14 protein-coding genes are annotated in these 21596 nt (G+C 59.2%); 6 read left to right on the plus strand and 8 right to left on the minus strand.

Annotation, left to right across the window (positions count from 1 at the left end; all coding sequences use genetic code 11):
• Positions 1-79: 79 nt before the first annotated feature.
• Positions 80-1969 (plus strand): propionate-CoA ligase PrpE, encoded by a 1890-nt coding sequence (gene prpE, locus AC2TDJ_RS12535; protein WP_480842669.1) that lies wholly within the window; start codon positions 80-82, stop codon positions 1967-1969.
• 91 nt (positions 1970-2060) lie between these two features.
• On the plus strand, positions 2061-3500 hold the full coding sequence (locus tag AC2TDJ_RS12540; protein WP_480842671.1) for an amidase family protein: 1440 nt from the start codon (positions 2061-2063) through the stop codon (positions 3498-3500).
• A gap of 270 nt (positions 3501-3770) precedes the next feature.
• Here the strand turns inward: AC2TDJ_RS12540 and AC2TDJ_RS12545 are convergent, their stop codons facing one another.
• The gene (locus AC2TDJ_RS12545; RefSeq protein WP_480842672.1) at positions 3771-4532 is read right to left on the minus strand and encodes an NAD kinase; all 762 of its coding nucleotides are present in this window, start codon (positions 4530-4532) and stop codon (positions 3771-3773) included.
• A 168-nt stretch (positions 4533-4700) separates the two neighbouring features.
• On the opposite strand from AC2TDJ_RS12545, the gene glyA reads away from it, so the two are divergent.
• Both glyA and AC2TDJ_RS12555 read left to right on the plus strand, forming a co-directional pair.
• Positions 4701-5996 carry a serine hydroxymethyltransferase gene (glyA, locus tag AC2TDJ_RS12550; RefSeq protein ID WP_480842674.1) on the plus strand — a complete coding sequence of 432 codons (1296 nt, stop codon included), beginning with the start codon at positions 4701-4703 and terminating at the stop codon, positions 5994-5996.
• Between the two features lie 17 nt (positions 5997-6013).
• Positions 6014-6991 (plus strand): HpcH/HpaI aldolase/citrate lyase family protein, encoded by a 978-nt coding sequence (locus AC2TDJ_RS12555; protein ID WP_480842676.1) that lies wholly within the window; start codon positions 6014-6016, stop codon positions 6989-6991.
• A 180-nt stretch (positions 6992-7171) separates the two neighbouring features.
• Here the strand turns inward: AC2TDJ_RS12555 and AC2TDJ_RS12560 are convergent, their stop codons facing one another.
• Positions 7172-8479: an aminotransferase class I/II-fold pyridoxal phosphate-dependent enzyme gene (locus AC2TDJ_RS12560; RefSeq protein ID WP_480842678.1), complete on the minus strand. Its 1308-nt coding sequence runs from the start codon at positions 8477-8479 to the stop codon at positions 7172-7174.
• Positions 8480-8576: 97 nt separating this feature from the next.
• Between AC2TDJ_RS12560 and AC2TDJ_RS12565 the strand changes: the two genes are divergently transcribed.
• Complete coding sequence (locus AC2TDJ_RS12565) at positions 8577-9461, plus strand: LysR family transcriptional regulator (protein WP_480842680.1); 885 nt, start codon at positions 8577-8579, stop codon at positions 9459-9461.
• Positions 9462-9482: 21 nt separating this feature from the next.
• Here the strand turns inward: AC2TDJ_RS12565 and AC2TDJ_RS12570 are convergent, their stop codons facing one another.
• Genes AC2TDJ_RS12570 through AC2TDJ_RS12590 form a run of 5 tightly spaced genes read right to left on the minus strand, consistent with a single transcriptional unit; the run spans position 9483 to position 18797 of the window.
• Positions 9483-11156, minus strand: coding sequence for a thiamine pyrophosphate-binding protein (locus AC2TDJ_RS12570; RefSeq protein WP_480842682.1), 1674 nt, complete (start codon positions 11154-11156; stop codon positions 9483-9485).
• Between the two features lie 3 nt (positions 11157-11159).
• Positions 11160-13571 (minus strand): FAD-dependent oxidoreductase, encoded by a 2412-nt coding sequence (locus AC2TDJ_RS12575; protein WP_480842684.1) that lies wholly within the window; start codon positions 13569-13571, stop codon positions 11160-11162.
• Entirely contained in the window at positions 13571-15970 is a 2400-nt protein-coding gene (locus tag AC2TDJ_RS12580) for a GcvT family protein (protein WP_480842686.1), read from the minus strand. Before AC2TDJ_RS12580 ends, AC2TDJ_RS12575 begins: the two co-directional genes overlap by 1 nt.
• Positions 15967-17256: an aspartate aminotransferase family protein gene (locus tag AC2TDJ_RS12585; RefSeq protein WP_480842688.1), complete on the minus strand. Its 1290-nt coding sequence runs from the start codon at positions 17254-17256 to the stop codon at positions 15967-15969. The genes AC2TDJ_RS12580 and AC2TDJ_RS12585 overlap by 4 nt, the downstream gene beginning before the upstream one ends.
• The gene (locus AC2TDJ_RS12590) at positions 17253-18797 is read right to left on the minus strand and encodes a trimethylamine methyltransferase family protein (RefSeq protein WP_480842690.1); all 1545 of its coding nucleotides are present in this window, start codon (positions 18795-18797) and stop codon (positions 17253-17255) included. Before AC2TDJ_RS12590 ends, AC2TDJ_RS12585 begins: the two co-directional genes overlap by 4 nt.
• 108 nt (positions 18798-18905) lie before the next feature.
• Here AC2TDJ_RS12590 and AC2TDJ_RS12595 point away from each other — a divergent pair, with 108 nt between their 5' ends.
• Complete coding sequence (locus AC2TDJ_RS12595; RefSeq protein ID WP_480842692.1) at positions 18906-19808, plus strand: LysR substrate-binding domain-containing protein; 903 nt, start codon at positions 18906-18908, stop codon at positions 19806-19808.
• A gap of 74 nt (positions 19809-19882) precedes the next feature.
• Here AC2TDJ_RS12595 and AC2TDJ_RS12600 read toward each other — a convergent pair whose 3' ends face one another.
• The gene (locus AC2TDJ_RS12600; protein ID WP_480842694.1) at positions 19883-21550 is read right to left on the minus strand and encodes a N,N-dimethylformamidase beta subunit family domain-containing protein; all 1668 of its coding nucleotides are present in this window, start codon (positions 21548-21550) and stop codon (positions 19883-19885) included.
• Between the last annotated feature and the right edge of the window lie 46 nt (positions 21551-21596).

Raw genomic sequence — 21596 nt, forward strand, 5'->3', positions numbered from 1 at the left:
CGCGTCGTTAACCGACTTGCTTGTCCGACGTGCCCGGGTTGCCTAACACATTGCTCAATGCGTTTGGGAGGAGAACACCGTGGCGTATCAGAACGTTTACGATAGCTGGAAAACCGACCCTGAGGGGTTCTGGATGGACGCCGCCAAGGGAATTGACTGGGTTCGCCCACCGAGCAAGGCGCTTTTTGCCGAGAATGCCCCACTTTATGAGTGGTTCAGCGATGCCCGCGTGAACACCTGCTGGAACGCGGTCGACCGCCATGTCGAAAACGGGCGCGGCGAACAGACAGCCATTATCTACGACAGCCCGATCACACACACCAAGCGTGAGATCTCATATGTCGAGCTGCGCAATCGCGTGGCCAACCTGGCGGGCGCTTTGCGCGCCAAGGGTGTCGAAAAAGGCGACCGCGTCATCATCTACATGCCGATGATTCCCGAAGCGCTTGAGGCCATGTTGGCCTGTGCCCGGTTGGGCGCTGTTCATTCGGTCGTATTTGGCGGCTTTGCGAGCAACGAGCTTGCGGTACGTATAGACGACGCAAAACCCAAAGCGATCATCGCGGCCTCGTGCGGTATGGAGCCCGGTCGTGTGGTACATTACAAACCCCTGCTGGACGGCGCGATTGAAATGGCCGACCACAAGCCCGAGTTCTGTGTGATTTTTCAGCGCGAACAGGAAGTGGCGCAGTTGATTGAAGGACGCGATTTCAACTGGCACGGGTTCCAGTACGGAGTCGAGCCGGCGGAGTGCGTCCCGGTAGATGGCAACGATCCTGCCTACATACTCTATACTTCGGGCACAACCGGCGCCCCGAAAGGTGTTGTGCGCCCCACCGCTGGACATCTGGTGGCGCTGAACTGGACGATGAAGAACATCTACAATGTCGATCCGGGTGACGTGTTCTGGGCAGCCTCGGATGTAGGCTGGGTCGTGGGACACTCTTATATCTGCTATGCTCCGCTGATCCACGGCAACACCACAATTGTGTTCGAGGGTAAGCCCGTTGGCACTCCGGATGCCGGAACCTTCTGGCGCGTGATTTCCGAGCACAAGGTGAAAAGCTTCTTCACCGCCCCGACCGCCATCCGTGCCGTCAAACGCGAAGACCCCAAGGGCGAGTTGCTGGCAAACTACGACCTGTCCTGCCTCAATGCCTTGTTCCTGGCCGGGGAGCGGGCCGACCCGGATACGATTACCTGGGCGCAGGACGCGCTGAATGTACCGGTCATCGACCATTGGTGGCAAACCGAAACCGGCTGGGCAATCGCAGGAAACCCGCTGGGGATCGAGGAACTGCCGGTCAAGCTGGGATCGCCCGCGAAGCCGATGCCGGGTTATGACGTGCAGATTCTGGACGAAGGCGGGCATACGATGAAACCCGGTGAGTTGGGGGCCATCGCGGTGAAACTCCCCCTGCCCCCCGGAACTTTGCCGACCCTTTGGAATGCCGAGGACCGGTTCAAGAAATCCTATCTTGAACACTTCCCGGGCTACTACGAAACGGGTGATGCGGGCATGATCGACGAAGACGGTTACCTCTACATCATGGCGCGCACGGATGACGTGATCAACGTCGCGGGCCATCGCCTGTCCACTGGCGGTATGGAAGAAGTTCTAGCCGCCCACCCCGATGTCGCGGAATGCGCTGTTATCGGTGTATCGGATCAGTTGAAAGGTCAATTGCCGGTTGGGTTCCTATGCCTGAACGCAGGGACAGAGCGCGATAACGGTGAGGTCGTTCAGGAAGTCGTCAAAATGGTGCGCGAGAAAATCGGCCCTGTCGCTGCCTTCAAACTCGCGGTCGTGGTCGATCGGCTACCCAAGACCCGATCGGGCAAAATCCTGCGTGGCACCATGGTGTCGATTGCAGATGGCAAGGACTACAAGATGCCCGCCACCATCGACGATCCGGCCATTCTGGACGAGATTTCATCGGCGCTGAAAACCATCGGGTACGCACAATAGTCCCGGCGGGGCGGCCATGCCGCCCTATGCTTTTGTTTCTCTTGCAACCCGCCCCAGTCCTCCTACTGTCGTGCCAGGACAGCGAGGGCACATGACACATACCGACTACTGGCGTCTGAGCGCCACCGAGTTGACGGAACTGACCCGGACCGGAGACCTGAGCGCCGAAGATGCCGTTCAAAGCGCTCTGGACCGGATGGATCAGGTCAATCCCGACTTGAATGCCGTTGTCGAAGACCTGCGCACAGAAGCGCTGGAACGTGCCCGGATATTAGATCGGGACCGTTCGCAGGGAAAACCAGTAGGTTCCCTGCATGGGGTTCCGGTTACCATCAAGGTAAATGTCGACCAGAAAGGCCACCCCACAACCAACGGAGTGATCGCCTTGAAAGAGGCCATCGCTCCGGACGACGCACCCGTCGTGACCAACTTGTTGAACGCGGGTGCCGTGGTGATCGGGCGAACGAACACGCCGGAATTTTCCTTTCGCGCCGATACAGACAATCCCCTGCACGGGCGTACCCATAATCCCTGGGGTCGACATATCTCACCCGGTGGCTCGTCCGGTGGTGCGGGTGCAGCCGTGATCGCGGGCATCGGTGCTTTGGGGCATGGCAATGACATCGGTGGCAGCCTCCGATTTCCGGCAGCAGCCAACGGCACGGTGACGGTCAAACCCGGCCTTGGTCGTGTACCGGCGTGGAACCCTGGCCAAAAAGCCGAACGCGGACTGCTGGCCCAATCCATGTCGGTTCAGGGATTGATCACTCGCTCAGCCGCAGACCTTCACCTGTCCATGCCCAGTCTGATTGCCGCTGATCCGCGTGATCCCTTTCATGTTCCGCTTCCGTGGCACGGTGAAGATTTGGACATCCCGATCAAGGTGGCCTTCACCAAGAACACCTTTGGATACGCCCTGCACCCGGAGGTCGAAAAAGCCCTGGACACAGCACGGGACGCATTGGTCGATGCCGGTTACCTGGTCGAGGAGATCGACCCGCCAGACGTCTTCGAATGTGGTCGCAACGGATACCGCGCATTGATGGGTGAAGTACTGACCCTTATGAAAAGCGACATCGAAGCTGCCGGGTCCGAGACGATACGCGAAATTTTCGACGTCTACTTTCAGGAGTTTCCACCAATCGTCGAAACCGATCTGCTGCAGATGATGGCAAAACGCAGCCACTATGCCCGCGAGTGGTCGCTGTTTTTGCAGGACTATCCTTTGGTGCTGTCGCCGTTCCTGCCCCAGCCGTTTTTCAAACCCGACCGGGACACTGAAGGAGCTGAGGGTGTGCACGAAGTCCTTGGCTGCGCGGTCTATTCCTACGCGATGAACTTTCTTGGGTTGCCCGCGGCGTGCGTTCCCGCGCGATTGGCGGAATTGCCGCAAGGCCCCCAGCCGATCAACGTACAGGTCGCAGCACGGCGCTGGCGTGAAGACCTAGCCGTTGATGCCGCCGCTGCAATCGAAGCGCGAGTCGGGCAGATGGCTCCGATCCTTTGGGAAAAGATGCAGGCAGAGGTCTGAACCGCCATTTTCAGCAGTCCACAAAAAATCGACCCCGGGTTTTTGTGCCCGGGGTCCGCATACTAAAATATGCCCGGATTTCTGATGACGAGCGTAGCACCACCCACCCTCGCCAGCGCGTAAACTGCGCAATCATTCGAAAACACCGTTGGGTGGCCACTCACTTCCACCCTGGCGTGTTCTCCGGGCAAGATCACGGTATCAAACGACACTTGCGCTGCATGTGAACTGGTTCACACAAAACGCGAAAAGTCTGTTGTGAGACGAAATTTATGTGAATTGCTCGGATATTAAGCGTTCTTCCAGCCCGTGACCCGGGTCAAACAGAATGCGATGCTGCACGGCGGGCTCTGATCTGATCTCAACCCAGTCAATATCGGGAATTGAGATCGAATCGGCATCCGCCATGACCGGACGTTTATCCGCTTCGATTACGTCGAAACGGACTTGAGCTGTCTTGGGCAGCAATGCCCCGCGCCAACGGCGAGGCCGAAAGGCCGCAATCGCCGTCAGGGCCAGCACGTCAGAACCGATCGGCAGAATCGGGCCATGCGCGGAATAGTTGTAGGCGGTAGATCCCGCCGGCGTGGACAAAAGCGCTCCGTCGCAGACAAGCTCGTCCAACCGCTCGCGGCCATCGACCGAGATTCTCAACCGCGCTGCCTGCGGACCCGCGCGCAGCAGTGAGACTTCGTTGATCGCCAGTGCTTCATGGAGTTTTCCCGACTGATCCATCGCCTTCATGATCAGAGGATTGATCACCTCTTCCTCTGCCGCGGCCAGCCGGGCCATCAGATCGGTCTCGGCATACTCATTCATCAAGAAACCGATCGTCCCGCGATTCATGCCATAGACCGGTGTGTTCAGGTGCTGGGTATTGTGCAATGTGCGCAACATGAACCCGTCTCCGCCAAGTGCGACCACGACATCCGCGTCCCGTGGCGCCACATTTCCATAACGCGCCACCAGCGTATCCCGGGCGGTTTGCGCCACTTGGACGTCGCTGGCAAGAAAGGCGATTCTCTTGGTCATGATTTGTGGTTTCCGGTGCTGCACATTTGGTTCCGAAACAAACACACCTTTCCGCATTACGCCAGACTTGACGCCATAGCGGGCCATTTCGTCGCTTTACAGCCTTTTTAGCGTACCCGGTTTCCTATAGGAAATCCGCCAAACGTACCCCAGCCAGTCGGAGCCCCAATGAACGCCAATCTTCGTGACACCGGTTTTTTCACCCAGTCCCTTGCCGAGCGTGACCCCGAGTTGTTCGGCTCGATCACATCCGAGCTGGGCCGCCAGCGCGACGAGATCGAGCTGATTGCCTCGGAAAACATCGTCTCCGCCGCCGTGATGGAGGCGCAGGGCTCGGTGATGACCAACAAATACGCCGAAGGCTATCCCGGTCGTCGCTACTATGGCGGCTGCCAGTTTGTTGATATCGCCGAAAACCTGGCCATCGACCGCGCCAGGCAGCTGTTTGGCTGCGAGTTTGCCAACGTGCAGCCGAACTCGGGCAGCCAGGCCAACCAGGGTGTATTCCAGGCGCTGATCCAGCCCGGCGACACCATTCTGGGCATGAGCCTCGATGCGGGCGGCCACCTGACGCACGGCGCCCGCCCGAACCAGTCGGGCAAGTGGTTCAACGCCGTGCAATACGGCGTGCGCAAAGAAGACAACATGCTCGACTACGATCAGGTCGAGGCGCTGGCGAAAGAACATTCCCCCAAGCTGATCATCGCGGGCGGCTCGGCCATCCCGCGCCAGATCGACTTTGCCCGCATGCGTCAGATCGCCGACATGGTTGGCGCCTACCTGCACGTGGACATGGCGCATTTCGCCGGTCTGGTGGCCGCAGGCGAGCACCCCAGCCCCTTCCCGCATGCGCATGTGGCGACGACGACCACCCACAAGACCCTGCGCGGCCCACGCGGCGGCATGATCCTGACCAATGATGAAGATATCGCCAAGAAAGTGAATTCGGCGATCTTCCCCGGCATTCAGGGCGGTCCGCTGATGCATGTGATCGCGGCCAAGGCGGTGGCCTTCGGCGAAGCGCTGCAGCCTTCGTACAAGGACTACATCAAGCAGGTCGTGACCAATGCGCAGGCGCTGTCGGATCAGCTGATCAGGGGCGGTCTGGATACGGTGACCCACGGCACCGACACCCACGTCGTGCTGGTCGACCTGCGCCCCAAGGGCGTCAAGGGCAACGCGACCGAGAAGGCTCTGGGCCGGGCGCATATCACCTGCAACAAGAACGGCGTGCCGTTCGACCCCGAAAAGCCGACCATCACCAGCGGCATCCGCCTTGGCTCGCCCGCCGGCACCACCCGCGGCTTTGGTGAGGTCGAGTTCCGCCAGATCGCCGATTGGATCATCGAGGTGGTCGACGGCCTGGCCGCCAATGGTGAAGACGGCAACGACGCCGTCGAGGCCAAGGTCAAGGCCGAAGTCGCCGAGCTCTGCAAGCGCTTCCCGATCTACCCGAACCTGTAAGACGAAGGACCCAAATCATGAGCTTTCATAACATCGACCAAGCCCCCGCCCGACTGAACCGCAGCGAACTGGCCGTCCCCGGCAGCCAGCCCGGAATGTTCGAAAAGGCCGCCAAATCGGAAGTGGACGTCATCTTCCTCGATCTGGAAGACGCTGTCGCCCCTGACGAGAAAGAACAGGCGCGCAAGAACATCATCGAGGCTCTGAACGACATCGACTGGGGCAACAAGACCATGTCGGTGCGGATCAACGGTCTGGACACCCACTACATGTACCGAGACGTGGTTGATGTGGTCGAACAGGCCGGTGAACGGCTGGATCTGATCATGATCCCCAAGGTTGGAACCGCCGCCGACGTCTATGCGGTCGACATGCTGGTGACGCAGATCGAGGACGCCAAGGGTTACAAAAAGCGGATCGGGTTCGAGCACATCATCGAAACGGCGCTTGGCATGCAGAACGTCAGCGAAATCGCGGCTGCGTCGAAACGCAACGAAAGCCTGCATTTCGGCGTAGCCGACTATGCGGCCTCGACCCGCGCGCGTACTACGATCATTGGCGGCGTGAACCCGGACTACTCGGTTCTGACGGATGCGGATGCCGACGGTGGCCGCCTGACCCACTGGGGCGACATGTGGCACTACGCTCTGGCCCGCATGGTGGTTGCGGCGCGCGCAAACGGCCTGCGCCCGATCGACGGACCTTTCGGTGATTTCCAGGACCCGGACGGCTATCGTGCTGCCGCCAAACGCGCAGCGGTACTCGGCTGCGAAGGCAAATGGGCCATCCACCCCAGCCAGATTGCTCTGGCCAACGAGGTCATGTCGCCGTCAGACGCCGAAGTGACCAAAGCGCAGCGCATCCTTGTCGCCATGGCCGAGGCGGAAGCATCGGGGAAAGGCGCAGTTTCTCTGGATGGCCGTCTGATCGATTACGCTTCGATCCGTCAGGCAGAAGTGCTGGTTGAAAAGGCCGGCCAGATCGCGGCAGCTTGATCCGGTACTTGTGTGAACAGAGGATGTGCGAGGCCATCAGGACCTCGCACATCTGCACGGTAGTTTAGTCCGGCATCCAACTGCTTCGCAGGCACGCTCTTGTGTAAGGCAGTTGCCACCAGGCCATTTCCGTCAACATACACCGTGGGTCGAAACCCTGTTGTGTCACCCGGATGGAAACTAGTGAACAAAGCACATTTTTGAGAAATCTTGCCGCCAATCGGCCACTTGCTGAGCGATGTCCCTACCGGCCAATCCTGCAGAAATGAGCGTGGCAAGACGATCAACGTCATTCACCGTCATTCCCCAACGAACCAGTTCAGGGGTTCCGATGCGCAATCCGTTCATATCTCCGTCCACTTGCGGCACGGGCAAACCAATGCCGCAGGCCAGAAATCCACTCTGACGCAGCAGCTTGGACGCGGCTTGGCCGCCGCCATAGCGCTCTGCCAAAACCGCAAACTGGTGCGAGTTCGTAAAACCGTTCCGCCCAGCGAATACCGGGACGCCCTGCGAGTCCAGCGCTGCAGCCAGTGCAGACGCCATGTCGACCATCTGGGTCGCGTAATCGGCGCCGAAGTCGCGCCAGTCCAGCATCGTCACGGCCAGCGCCGCCGATTTGGCGGCATCGAAATTTGCCGTCATACCGGGAAAGGCAATGGCATCGAGCGACTTGGCAATCTCACCGTCATTGGTGACAATAAGGCCACCCGCCGGACCGCCTAGGCTTTTGTACGTGCTCATCGTCATGAAATGAGCGCCATCTGCAAGCGGATTGCGCCACGCCTTTCCGGCGATGATTCCGCATTGATGGGCGGCGTCGAACATCACCTTCGCGCCGATTTCATCAGCAATCGCCCTCACTTCGGCAACCGGATGTTCAAACAGGTTCAAGCTACCACCAACGGTGACAAGCTTGGGCCGCTCTTTCAGTGCGATCTGGCGCAAGTGATCAAGATCGACCGTATAACCGTCTGCATCCGTCGGAGCGTCAATGGTCCGTAGGCCGAACAGCCCGGCGCATCCCGCCAGATGGTGGGTCACATGACCACCAATCGAAGCCGGCGGGGCGATAATCGTGTCACCTGGCTTACATGTGGCCATGAACCCGTAAAGATTTGCGATCGCGCCGGAGGGCACCCGAATTTCAGCATATTTCGCTTCGAAGACTTCGGCAGAAAGCTCAGCCGCAATAATCTCGATTTCTTCGATGGCTTCCAAACCCATCTCGTATTTGTCGCCCGGATACCCGAGCGACGGGCGCGACCCTATTCCCGACGCCAGCAAAGCCTCGGCCCTTGGGTTCATGACATTTGTTGCTGGATTGAGATTGAAACACTCTTTCTCGTGAATCTCGCGGTTCCTTTCTGCCAGATGCTCTATCCGCTTCAGCACGGATTTCGACGAAGCCTGCGAAGTCCGTGTCGCGATATCCTGAACCAGCGTTTCGCATGCTGCTGGAACCCAATCCCTCATTTCGATTGTCATGTCTGTGTCCTCCAATTCGCGACAAGTGTGATCAGATCGAATGACATCGCAACTCAGATTTGCTATTTCTTGGCGTAGAAAAACTAAGGCTGCTGAATTGACCGTCTCACCTCCCCGCCCCAAAGGGCCTCCGTTGAATGCGTTGCGTGCCTTTGAAACGGCAGCACGACATGGAAGCTTCGTCGCCGCGGCTGACGAACTGAGCGTGACACCGGGGGCTATCTCTCAGCATATCAAGGCTTTGGAAGCTTGGGCGGGCGTCGCGTTGTTTCAAAGAAATGCGCAAGGCGTTCAATTGACCCCCGCCGGACGCAGTTTGACAAAAGAATTCACTCAGGCGTTTGACGCGTTGGCTGTGGCAACGAGCAATTTGCGAAACCTTCGGCCCAACGCTGACATTCACATCGCGGCGTTACCCTCAATTGCACAACTCTGGCTTCCAACTCGTCTTGGAAAAATCCGTGAAGCCTATCCTGACATCAACTTTTCAGTAACCGCGCTGGAAACACCGCCCAGCTTGACACGAGAGCTGTTTGATCTTTCCGTTTTCTTTTCGGTGCCAGATGGCAGTGCGGATCAGATCGTGCTTGCCGAAGATGGCCTGTTTCCCGTCGCAACGCCGCAGATCACTGCGCAATTGACAGACGAACGCTGCATGGACTCCTTCCCGTTGCTTCACGATCAGACATGGCGCAACGACTGGTCGGATTGGTCGACAAAATGTGGTATTCCACTGAATGATCCGCAAAAGGGCCCTCGGTACTCACTTTACAGCTTGGCCGTTGAGGAGGCCAAAGCCGGGGCTGGTATTCTGATGGGGCATGCATGCCTGATCGAACACGCACTCGAGGCCGGGACGCTCTGTCCAGCATCCCGAAAATCCTGTACGAGCGGTCGTTCCTTGGTACTGAACCTTCCACACCGAACTAGGCGACGGCCAGAGATTGACGAGATCGTCGGGTTGTTGAGAGCCAGCACCTAAGGTTGTCACAAATCCTTTTGATTACCCGTTACCCTGCGTGGCTTTGAACAAGTCCTTGCGCAGTGTCATCAAGGCGGCGGGATCTATTTTGGCCTGAATGACAGTCGTCTGGTCCGATGCGATGGCTTCTCGCAGGGCGGGGCCCATTCCCCCCGGGCCTTCCACCCACATGCCCTTGCCACCACAGAGCTCTGCGAACTTGTCATAGCGCGGCGACTGGATTTCCGCCCCTAGGAGTCGCCCGCCATAGAACTCCTGCTGATAAGCTTTTTCGGCGCCCCAGGCCTCGTTATCCAAAACGACAATTGTAATGGGCAGGTTGTGCGAAATGGCCGTCTGGATTTCGATCATTGTGTAGCCGACGGCCCCGTCACCCATAATTGCAACGACCGGGCGGTCAGGGGCCGCAGCCCTGGCGCCAATGGCAGCGGCGAGACCGAAACCCACGAGACCAAAGTCGAGTGGCGTGATTAACGACATCGGCGCATAGTGAGCAAGTCGGTCGGCGGCCTGCAGGCAGGTATTGCCCGTGTCCAGTGTGACGATGGCATCCTCGGGCAGGGCATCGCGCAGTTCCGCCAGGGCGCGACGCGGGTGCATCGGGAGACTGGAGATAGCCGCCTCTTCCGCACGTTCGGCCCAGAGGCTTTCCAGATCAGCGCGGAAGCTGTCACGCCAGACATCGCAACGGGGCTTGGCGGTTACAGACGTAAGCGCCTCGGCCGTAAGGCGGGCATCACCTTGTGCTACAACTTCTGCCGGGAAATAGCGCCCTGGGGCAGAACCTTCGACATCGACATGAGCGATGCGCGTTTCCGACCCGACATAGTCATTGCTGTGGAAGGTCGAGTTGAACCCGAGCCGCGCGCCCAGTACGACCATTACGTCAGCCTCTTTCGTCAGGCGGCTGGCCACGCGATTGCCGCGCGGTCCGGCTTGGCCGGCAAACCACGGATGTCGGTGACGCATCACATCCGCATGGCCGGTCGAAGCAACCACCGGAACTTCCAGCTTTTCCGCAAGAGCGGTCAGGGCGTCCCGGCCAGCGCTCCATTTGAACCCAGCGCCAGCAAAAATAACCGGGCGCTCGGCCCCTGCCAGCATTTCGGAAATTGCCGTGATGTCGGCCGGCGCCGCGGGGCCTGGACGGGCTATCTTCAGCGGTTTTGGCGTTTTGGCAGGAAGATCGGCGGCAAAAAGATCGCGCGGCACATGAAGCACGACCGGACCGCGACGGCCCGTATTGGCCAACCTGAGGGCGTCTTCGAGCATCGGCGCCAAACGCGCCGGATCAGTGACCATGACCGAGCGTTTCGAAATGGGCGCAAACAACGCAACCTGATCGACCTCCTGAAAGGTGTCTTTGCACTGATCCGCCCGGGTAATCGCCCCGGCAATTACTACCATCGGAGAATACGCCAGAAACGCCTCGGCCACGGCGGTCACGATATTCACCACGCCCGGCCCCGCCTGCGCCCCAAGGACGACACCGGGCTTGCCGGTCATACGCGCCCAGGCATCCGCCATATGCCCCGCCGCGCGTTCATCGCGCGCACCGACATAGACGATCTCGCCGCCCTGATACATGGCATCATAGAGTTCAAGCATCGAACCGCCCAAAATCCCGAAGACGGTGTCGATGCCGTTGGCCTTCAATACGCGATAGACGGTTTCACCGCCTGTTATGGTTGTCATGTCTCAATCCTCGGATCTGGGGCGCAGGTTGTCAGGGTCGAAAAGCGGGGCTTCATGTATGGTCACGGGATAGGCTTTGTTCAGTAGTTGCACGCTAAGCCTGTCGCGCGGCGTGCCCTTCTTCACAAAAAGCCAACCCAGCGATTTGCCGATCGTGTAACCGTAGCCGCCCGACGTGGTCAGGCCCACGGGCTGACCGTTCAGCAAGACCGGTTCGCCGCCATGAACGTCGATGTCATTGCCGTGAATCTCAGCATAGAACAGCTCCCACTCCGGATCGCGCTCCAGCAAAGCTTGTTTGCCTATGAATTCACGCCCTTCTGAGGCGACAAAGCGTTCTAGCCCCACATCGAACGGCCCGATATCGGTAGTCAGTTCACCACTGGCACGAAAGGCTTTTTCCATACGCATGCCGTTGAAAGCATATGACCCGAGGTCGGTCAGACCATGTGCAGCGCCTGCCTGAAACAAAGCATCATACACCTCGGCGATGCGATCCAGTGGAGCGTGCAATTCCCAGCCAAGCTCCCCCACGAACGACACCCGCAGCGCGTAGCACGGTACGTCTGCCACCGTAACCTGCCGCCCGGAAAGCCACGGGAAAGCTGCGTTGGAGAGGTCTGCATCCGTCAGTTGTGACAGGATGCGGCGCGAGGCCGGACCGGACAAAGCCAGCATCCCCCAATCACTGGTGCGGTTTACAATCTGCACGTCTTCGCCGGGAATGATGTGGCGTTGGATCCAGTCAAAATCGGGATTGGCCCGAGCGATCGGCGAACCGGTGAAATACCGGTTTTCGGCTATCCGCCAAATGGTGATCTCAGTCTCGAACCGGCCCTGTTCCGTCAGCAGGTGGTTGAGACTGATTCGACCGTCCTTGCGTGGTATCCGATTGGCCGATAGCCGGTCCAGCAAGGTGTCTGCGTCCTTACCAGTGATCTCGAACTGCGCAAAGGCGCAGAGGTCAATAACACCTGCTGCTCTGCGTGTCGCATTGGCCTCGCGCATCGCGTTCGCGTGCCAGGGCTGGCGGCCCCAGCCGATTTTTTCGGTCTCCCCGATGTCACCGAAGTAACGAGGGCGCTCCCACCCCGCAATCTCACCGAAAACGGCGCCCTTGGCCACCAGCCGATCATATAGAGGGTGGCGGTTGAGCGGTCTCAACGCGTCGAATTGTTTGCCGGGGCACGGTGTGTCATGACGGCGCATGAATTCGTCCTTGGTACGCTCGACGATAAAGTGATCATTGGCAAAATCGCCATAGCGACGGGGATCAAATCCACGCGTGTTGATCGACGTTTCACCATAAACCATCCAATCGGCCAGAACTTTGCCCGCACCGCCGCCCCAGGCCAACCCAATGGAAGAACCACACGAAAGCCAGACATTCGGAGCGCCGGACGGCCCAACCAGCATACCCCCATCCGGTGTATGCGTAATGGCCCCTCGCACCACGCGCTTGATCCCCAACTCCGCCAACACCGGCATTTTGTCGAAAGCGATCATCAGGAAATCGCCAATCGAGTCATAATCGGCCTCGAACAGTTCATTCTCGGCAGCCCAGGGGGCACCTTCGGGCATTTCCCAGACCGTTGGGCACATATGGCCTTCGTAAATTCCGATAAGACCGGATTTCTGTTCCTGCCGGATGTAGCCGCCATAGGCATTGTCCCGCATCACCGGCAGCTCGGGACGGCCTTCAAATTCAGGCACCGTGTCCGTAACCAGATAGTGGTGCAGGCAACTGACCGACGGGATTTCCAACCCGAACCATTTGCCAACCTGATTGGCGTAGGACCCGGCCGCAATCACGACATGTTCGGCCAGAATGTCTCCTTTTTCCGTTCGAAGCAGCCACATATCCCCCTTTCGACTGGCCCCGAGCACCTGGTTGCGCCGCTCGATTTTCGCGCCCCGCGCACGGGCCGCCGCCGCCAGCGCCATGGTCACGCCGGACGGATCAATATGACCGTCCTCAAACGTCTGCACCGCAGCCTTGACGTCATCGACCCTGTAAAACGGATTGACCTTGGCGACCTCTGCCGGGCCAACCAGTTCCATCGGCAAGTCGAGCAGCCTGCCGACGCCCATTATGGATTTCATCCAGTCAACCTCATCATCCGTGGTTGCGATACGAAACCCGCCCACTTCGTGCCAGCCGATGCTCTGACCGGTTTCCTGTTCGACACGTTTGTAGGTTTCGATCGAGGTCTTGTTGACCCAGCCCATGACTCTGCTGCCGACCGCGTGGGCGATCTGTCCGGCTGCATGCCATGTCGAGCCGCTGGTCAATTCCGCCTTTTCGAACAGGATTGTGTCGGTCCAGCCGTTTTCGGCCAGCTGGTACTGGGCGGCGACACCCATGATGCCGCCGCCTATGATGGCGACGCGAGTAGTTCGGATCGTATCCGACATCAGAACGCCTCCTTGGCGGGTTTGAGAGAGACTTTTGCGTCAAACCGGGTGCACGAGATTTCCACTTGAAAACCGGGTACGACATCCTGCTCGGCCAGCCTTTCCAGCGGCGCGTTGATCAACGCTAACGCCACCGAGCGACCAAACCGGTAACTCCACGCAGCCGATGTGATCTGCCCAACGACCGAGCCATCGAAATAGACCGGTTCGTCGTGGATCGGGATTGCCTCGGCATCATCAAACAGCACCGAGACGACGCGGCGTGTAGGAAGACCGGCCTTTTGCAAAGCATCTTCACCGACAAAACCAGTGGCAAATGCACAGAAGGCGCCAAGGCCGGCTTCCAGCGGCGTGATGCCCGGTGTCAGCTCGTGACCGAAGGCGCGAAACCCGCTTTCGATCCGCAACGAACCGCTGGCGTAGAGGCCGGCATGGGTGGCACCCGCCGCCACAAGCGCCTCATGCGCCGCCATCGCCATGTCGGAGGGGACATACAGCTCGTACCCCTCTTCCCCGGTATAGCTCAGCCGACCCGCCCACCCCCGGGCCAATCCAATTTCGACCGGGGCGAAGCCAAAGCGTTTCAGTTCGGGCACTGGTGTATTCGATGTTGCCTGCAACACGTCGCGTGCCTTGGCGCCGGCCAACCCAAGAATGGCATACCCGCTGGTGACATCGGTAAATTCGACCCGATACTCGCCCTTGGTGCTACGCATCCGCTGAAGATCGCGCACAACCTCACCCGCGCCAACTATCATCAGATACCCGTCCGGCCCATGCCGATGCACCGTCAGATCGCTTTCAACGCCGCCGCGCGCGTTGAGGATCTGGGTATAAGCAATGCGACCCGGTTCAATATCCATCTGCGCCGCGCAGAGGCGATTGAGAAAGACGCAGGCATCCGGTCCCTGCACCATGATCTTGCCAAACGCCGACTGATCCAGAATGGCCGCCCCATTTCGGCAGGCCTCAACCTCCTGCTGCACCTGATCCCGCCATTTTGGTGCGCTAAAGGTGAGAGGAAGATGAGCGGTCTTGCTGCCGAAATGCACGGCCCGCTCCCAGCCGCCGCGCCCCTCGAACTGCGCTCCGGCATCAACCAGCGCGGCATGGATGGGTGAACGACGCTGACCTCGCGCTGTGTCCATCGACCGTCCGGGATATGGGTTGTCGTAGTGCCGCCCCAGCACTTCCGGAATTCGCGCCTCCAGCGCACCCAGCACGTTCATTTCCGGGCCAAATCGGCGAATGTCGGCCTCGTTCAGCTCCATTGTCGGCTCTCCGGAAATGATCCATTCCGCCATTGCCCTGCCCGCGCCACCGGCCAGCGCGATACCGGTAGAATTCATCCCCCCCATCAGAAACAATCCCGGAACGTCGGGGCTTTCGCCCAGCATGAACTGACTGTCCAGCGTAAAGCTTTCGGGACCGTTCAGGAGCATTCGCACCTCTGCAGTTTCCAGTGCCGGAATGCGGCGCAAGGCGTTCTCCATCATTGGCATGAAGTGATCCCAGTCCTCGTCCAGCAGATCAAAGGAAAAGTCCGCAGGCAGGTCCTTGGTGGAAATCCCCTTGGCATGGGGTTCGAACGAGCCGACCAACAACCCCTCGACATCATCGCGGGCATAAAGGTATGCATCCTGATCGTTGAGTGTTGGCAAATGCGCCCCTTTGCCCAGCTTTTGCACTTCGGCAAGCGGTTTTGTGAGGATATAGAAATGCTCGCAGGCATAGAGCGGCATATGTGCACCCGCCATCGCGGCGACTTCACGCGACCAGAGGCCGCTGGCGATTACCACCTCTTCCGCGTCAATCACGTGTGATCCGACCTCAACCCCCGAGATCCGGTCGCCTTTCTTTCGCAGGCCGGTCACCCTGGTATCTTCGAAAAACTGGACGCCACGCGCCCGTGCGCCTTTCGACAACGCCAATGCAACGTCCGACGGGTTGACCCTGCCGTCCGCCGGTGACCACACCGCTCCGATCACGTCGTCCACGTCGATCAAAGGCCAGAGTTCCTTGGCTCGCGCGGCGTCGATCACCTCGGCCTCCAGTCCGAAAGCGCGACCAAGAGACACTTGCCGTTTTATGTTGGTAAGCCGGTCGGGATTGGTGGCCAAGGTCAGCGAGCCGGTCTGGACCCAGCCGGTCGCCTGACCGGTTTCAACTTCCAACTCCTCGTAAAGGTCGATTGAGTAATTGATCAGCTTGGTCAGCGTGGCCGAAGGGCGCAGTCGACGCACCAGACCAGCGGCGTGCCATGTGGTGCCGGACGTCAGCTTTGATCGTTCCAGCACAACGATATCCCTGCGCCCGTCGCGCGCGAGGTGATAGGCGATGGAACAGCCGATAACGCCGCCGCCAATGATGACCGTGCGCGCATGGGTGGGCAGGGTCATGTCAGCACTCCGTCGCGGATCATGTCAGTGAGAGTTCCACGGAAGGCCTCCAGCGCCTCATCGATCAGCGCGGGCGTGTGGGCGGCGGATGTCAGGCCCGAAGTGTAGGACATCACGTCCACCCCACGCGCCAACATCCCGTCACGATAGGCTTTGACGATCGGCTTGGGCATCCCACGGATTTCAGCGGGGCTGAGCCCTTCAAGAGAATTGCGACCAAAGAAAACGTGAAAAACCGAACTGTCACCGTATGCGAGGCCAGGAAAGCCCTGATCGGCAATCGCGGCGTTCACGCCATTGCGCATCCGATCTGCCATTGCATCCGCCTGCGCCTGCGTTTCGCCAGTTGCCAATATCGGCATTGCCGCACAAGCGGCGGCTGCGACCAGGGGCGACCCGTTGAAAGTCCCTTTGTGGCCGACAGCGGGCGCGTATCCGTCGCGGACGGTGGTATTATTCATCAGTTCCATGATCTCGGCCCGACCACAAACCGCGCCGCCCGGCAGACCTCCGGTCACGATCTTGGCCAAAGTGGTCAAATCCGGCACGATCCCGTCGCGCGCCTGCCGTCCGCCCGGGGCCCAGCGAAATCCGGTGATGATCTCATCAAAGATCAGTACAACCCCGGCGGCCCGCGCCACATCGTGCAGGGCCCGCAGGGTTTCGGTCGACAGCGGGACGCTACCGTAGTTTGCGCCCGAGGCTTCGATGATCACAGTGCCGATGCGCTCATCCTGCAGCGCGTGTTCCATCGCCGTGGCTTCTGCCGAGCAGATATGAATCAGATCGTTCACCGCTTCGGGAATTCCAAGCGAAAAGGGTTGATCACTGCCAGGCTTGGCCCCCTTCAACGCATGATCGTGCCAACCGTGAAAATGCCCGTCGATGCGAAGAACGTGGTCTTTTCCGGAAAAGGCACGCGCCAGCCGCAGGGCCAGCATCGTGGCCTCGGTACCAGACGACGTAAAACGCGTCCGCTCAGCAGAAGGATAGAGCCGATTTATCCATTCCGCCCATTCGATTTCACCCGCATGGCAATCGGCGGAAAAAACCGAACGCTCTGCCTGAGCATGGATCGCGTCGACAATCGAGGGATGGCAATGCCCCAGCATCTGGCTGGCCGAACCCATCTTGAAATCGATGTAGCGCCGTCCTTCGACGTCCCATTTCTCGGCCCCGAATGCACGTTCAATGTAAATAGGATGCGGATCGCGATACCGAAGTTCGTGGCTGACACCGCCCGGCAAAGTTGTACGCGCACGGTTGCTTAGGTCTTGGTTTTTCATTCCGGTCGTCCGGTTTGAGCCCGTGTCAGGCGGATGTCAAAGTTTGTCCTGATGGCCCGATCCAGATCGTCGGGCACATGGTCGGGAAAATGGCTGTTCAGGATTTCACGGGCTTTGTCGCGCGCCACTTCGCCGACACGCAATGCACCGTCATCCTGCCACTCACGCGGGGCACGGCGATCACCGATCTCGGGGTAGAAGTAGTCCGATTTCATTCGGCTGAATGTGTGCTGTTCCGCCAGATAGTGCCCTTCGCCGCAGCACACCGCTGCGATAACGTCGGCAGCGATATTTTCCGGCGTCGCTTCGATTCCGCGGATTGTCCGAAGGATATTTCCCAGCAGATCGTTGTCGACGATGTAGGCCGCGTGGCTGACGCCCAGAAGGCTCGACATCATACCCGCAGCCTGCGTGACGATGTTTGATCCCGCGTGCGCCGCCATGGTCACGGCCAACGATTTCTCGGCCCCATATTGCGCGTCCAGCCGCTTGGCGTCGGTGATGCCGGCAATCGAGCTTGTGGGAAGATCCCAGTGGCGGCCCATTTGCGCCGCACCAGCCATCAGAATGGCCTGCTCACCCCCGCCGCCGCTCATCGAGCCGGTGCGCAGGTCCGCGACCAGGGGCTTGGGTGCAAAGATCGCCTTCACCTCGGGATTGACCAGACGCGCGAAGACCAACCCGGCCAGAGTTTCTGCCACCGCCTGCACCAGGGAACCGGCAATCGTGGCCGGGCTGGTTGCACCGGCCTGGCCTGCGCTGATCAATTGCACAGGAAACCCAGCATTGATGGCCAGTTCCAGAACATCGCAGGCTTCTTCCGCAAACCGCATCGGTGGCACCACGTGACACACCATGACAGTCAGAAACGGCCGGGCGCGAAATGCGGCTTCTCCACCGGCGAAGTCATAGCAAAGCCGGGCGATCTCAGCGACGTTCTGCGGCTCGGTAATCGAGATCGAAACGTGTTTGGACGTGCCCGACAGACAGGCGTAGGCAGTGTTTAGATCCATCGCCGCGTTGTCTTCGATATCCCGCGCGACAACCGACCTGCTGAAGTGATGGATGTTGTCCATCCGATCCACGATCCGTGCCGCGTCGTAGAGGTCCTGCAACGTGGAGTCGCGATAGACATGTGTCTCCAGATCGAACACGCCGGGTGCCGCGCCACCTGTGGACATGTGCACGCTGGAACCTTCGATTTTCAGATCGCGTTCTGGTTTTTGACCGCACAGAATGAAGCCACGCTGCGCCCCATCAATAGCCCATCGCACCAAGTTCTGCGGAAACAACAACCGACCGCCGTCGGTCTGCGCGCCGCCGGCCGCGACAACTTTCTCGATCATCGACGGGGTTGCCTGACTTAAACCAAGCGTTTCCAAAAGCGAAAACGCAGTCTTTTCAACGAGCTTCACTTCCTCAGGTGACAGTGGTTTCAGTCGCCCGCCGCTGACCCCCGGCCAAACCGGAGGAGAGGCATCCGAACGTGTTGTTTGTGCAAGGCGATCTTTGCGACCGCGCCTTCGGATCGAATTGGGCATGAACTCATGAGTCGAATTTTCTGCACATTCAATCTGCGCGCAAAACAACTAATTTACAAAAGCGGTTTTCTCAGCAAATGATGAGCTGAACTTATCTATGAGACACTCGTGATACCGTCCTTGCCCGCACTACGTGCCTTCAACGCAGCAGCCCGATTGGGAAGTTACCGCGCCGCGGCCGAGCAGTTGATCGTGACACCGACCGCTATCAGTCACCATATTCGCGGTCTGGAAGACCAGCTTGGCGTCAAACTGTTCGAACGCTCGGGCCGCGACGTCGTGCTGACGGAAGACGGAAAGCGGTTGGCGGAGGCAACTTCGCAAGCCTTCGGAATACTGGAAAGCGCCGTTCGCACCCTGCACCGCACTTCTCGCAGGGTGGTGCGTCTTTCTGCGGGGCCGATCTTTACGGCGCGTTGGCTGATGCCACGGATCAGCGACTTTTGGGAGACTCACCCGGACATCGAACTCGAGGTACTGCCGTCCTTCCGGCCAAACACACAGGATCGCGGTAACGTCGACATTGTGATCCGCTGGGACCGCATGGCCGAAATGCCGGGTGATGTCATCAAGTTGCTGGAACTATGTCCTGTTGCGATTGCATCCGAAGACTTCGTCAATAGCCATGGCCCCATAAAAACCCCCAAGGACCTGATGGAGTTGCCGCTGATGCATCAGAGAAATCACTGGGGATGGCTGGACTGGTTCGCTGCGATGGGTGTGACGAATGTTGCCCCCCTGCGCGGCCCGATTTTCGAGGATGCAAACGTCCTGTTGCGTGGCGCTGCCGAAGGTCAGGGCGTGATTGTTGGCTGGCTGCCGCTGATTGATCAGGATCTGGCGGAAAGCAGAGTGGTTCGGCTTTTTGATGAAGAAATTGCCCCAACCCATGGTTACTTCGTTGAGGTGCAGAACGGCAGCAAGCCGCGCCCGGAGGCGCGCAAGGTCGTGGATTGGTTGTCTGCCCAAAGCAGCCAAAATGCGCCCGACAGCCCGCAAGCAATCAGTTGAGAAGGATCGCGAATTCTACGCAGATATCTTGAACCAAGGGCGTTCGGTTTTCGCCCAAAATCTTGTTCGGACTGCTAAGCCGACGCTTGGGAAGCCGCGTTGATCTTTGATCTCGAAGCTCCAAACCTTTCCAGTACGTTCCGGGTAACACGTTCGACCTGCCAGTCGCGCCGGGTCAATCCCATGACCCACTCGCATGTCGCAGCATTGAAAACCTCACCCTTTCCACGCTTCCAGTGCACGATTACCCCGTTGCCGCGGCTGCTGCGGTCCAATGTTTCCGCAGTGACGTCACCGAACATGGCCTGCGCTTTGAAGGTCGCATCCGCGTCTCCGATATATACAGTTTCGCCCCAGATACCGTGCTCGGGCTCGACATTCGTGGCCAGACCAAGCGCCAGTATCTCGACATTCGGATCTGCACCGTCAGAGCCGGTGGCAAAGGGAAGGCCATCCTCCATAAGGTAATCCACGCCATCCACTTCGTAGCCAAAAATTCGTGATTCTGCGCCCAGCTGGTCGCCATAACCCAGGTGAGTGCCGTTCAGCGCCCAGTGCTGCGGGCGATAGACAGTAAAGCCGCCGCTGCCTTGTCCAACACAGCGTCCCAGACCAGCGTAAACCCCTTTTAACCCGTTGGCCGCAAACGTTTGGGCGCCGGGCCAGTTCACGGGTGCGACCTCCCAGGCGGTCGTCACCAAGTGCTCTTGATCGGTGCCGTTCAGCGGGTCCTCATCGGCGGTGTATTTGTAGCAAACCTGGGTCCGGCCTTCATCCTCGATCCGCGTCTGCCACAAGAAGTTTCCACCAAACCGAGCGACCCGGCCTCCGTTCTCGGAATAACGGTCCACAGCGCGGCGCATGTTTGCCGACCAATACTCGTCATGCCCGACAAAGACTGCGCATCGATAGCGCTCCAACAGCTGTGGATCGGCGTCTAGATCGTGTTGAGTGGCGAAATCGAACTCGAACCCCTGCGTCTCGGCCCAGCGGGCAAAGTGACGTTCGTAACTGGCCCATCCAGCCGATGCATATTTCTTGGAGTAGCCATAGGAATAAGCCCATTCCATATACGGGTACCGCACCATGCCGCCGGGGACGTGCGGCGCCTCGGGAACGGCGCGCGGGGCGCCCTCGGGCAGTTTGCAGAACCCGCGTGTCCAGGGACGCTGAGTTGATACGACCGGTGAAAACGCATCGCCATCGGGTCCGGTGATCCCTTCGTAATGGTTGGAACCGCCCCAGCAGTTATAGGCCAGCCATGTTCCCGTTGCGCAGATCAGCACGAATGGTGCGGGCGGTCTGCCCAGCGCACGACGCAGCAGGAACAGATGATGTTCCTCAACCCGGTCACCGTTCCGTTCGGCACTGAAAGTGATCAGATAACCACCTTCTTTCCAGTCATCCGGGATGGCGAATTCATATGAGACGTCCCAACCACACCCATTTACCGAACAGTCCAATGGTGTCTTCTGATGCATACCTTTCAACCCGGCCTTCTTGAGCAGCGGTTGGTACCGGACACCATCCTGGCCGATCTCCAGATTCCACTTTTCGGCCGTGGTCGAGACCCGTAGTGTCAGTGTGTCACCGGGCAAATAGGTCATGCGGTCGGTATAGCCCCAGATTTCCAGCACTTCTTCGTCACGCGCCGGGCCGATGTAGTAATTGTCCAGAATATGCCGGGCTTTGGCCCGCGTGCGCGGCGTTGTTGCGGGGCTAAGTGTTTCCGAACTGTTCATTGGGCTGATCGTGCTCCGAAGTTTCACCGCAGCATGTCGATTTTAA

The organism is Ruegeria sp. HKCCD6647-2 (assembly GCF_057221075.1).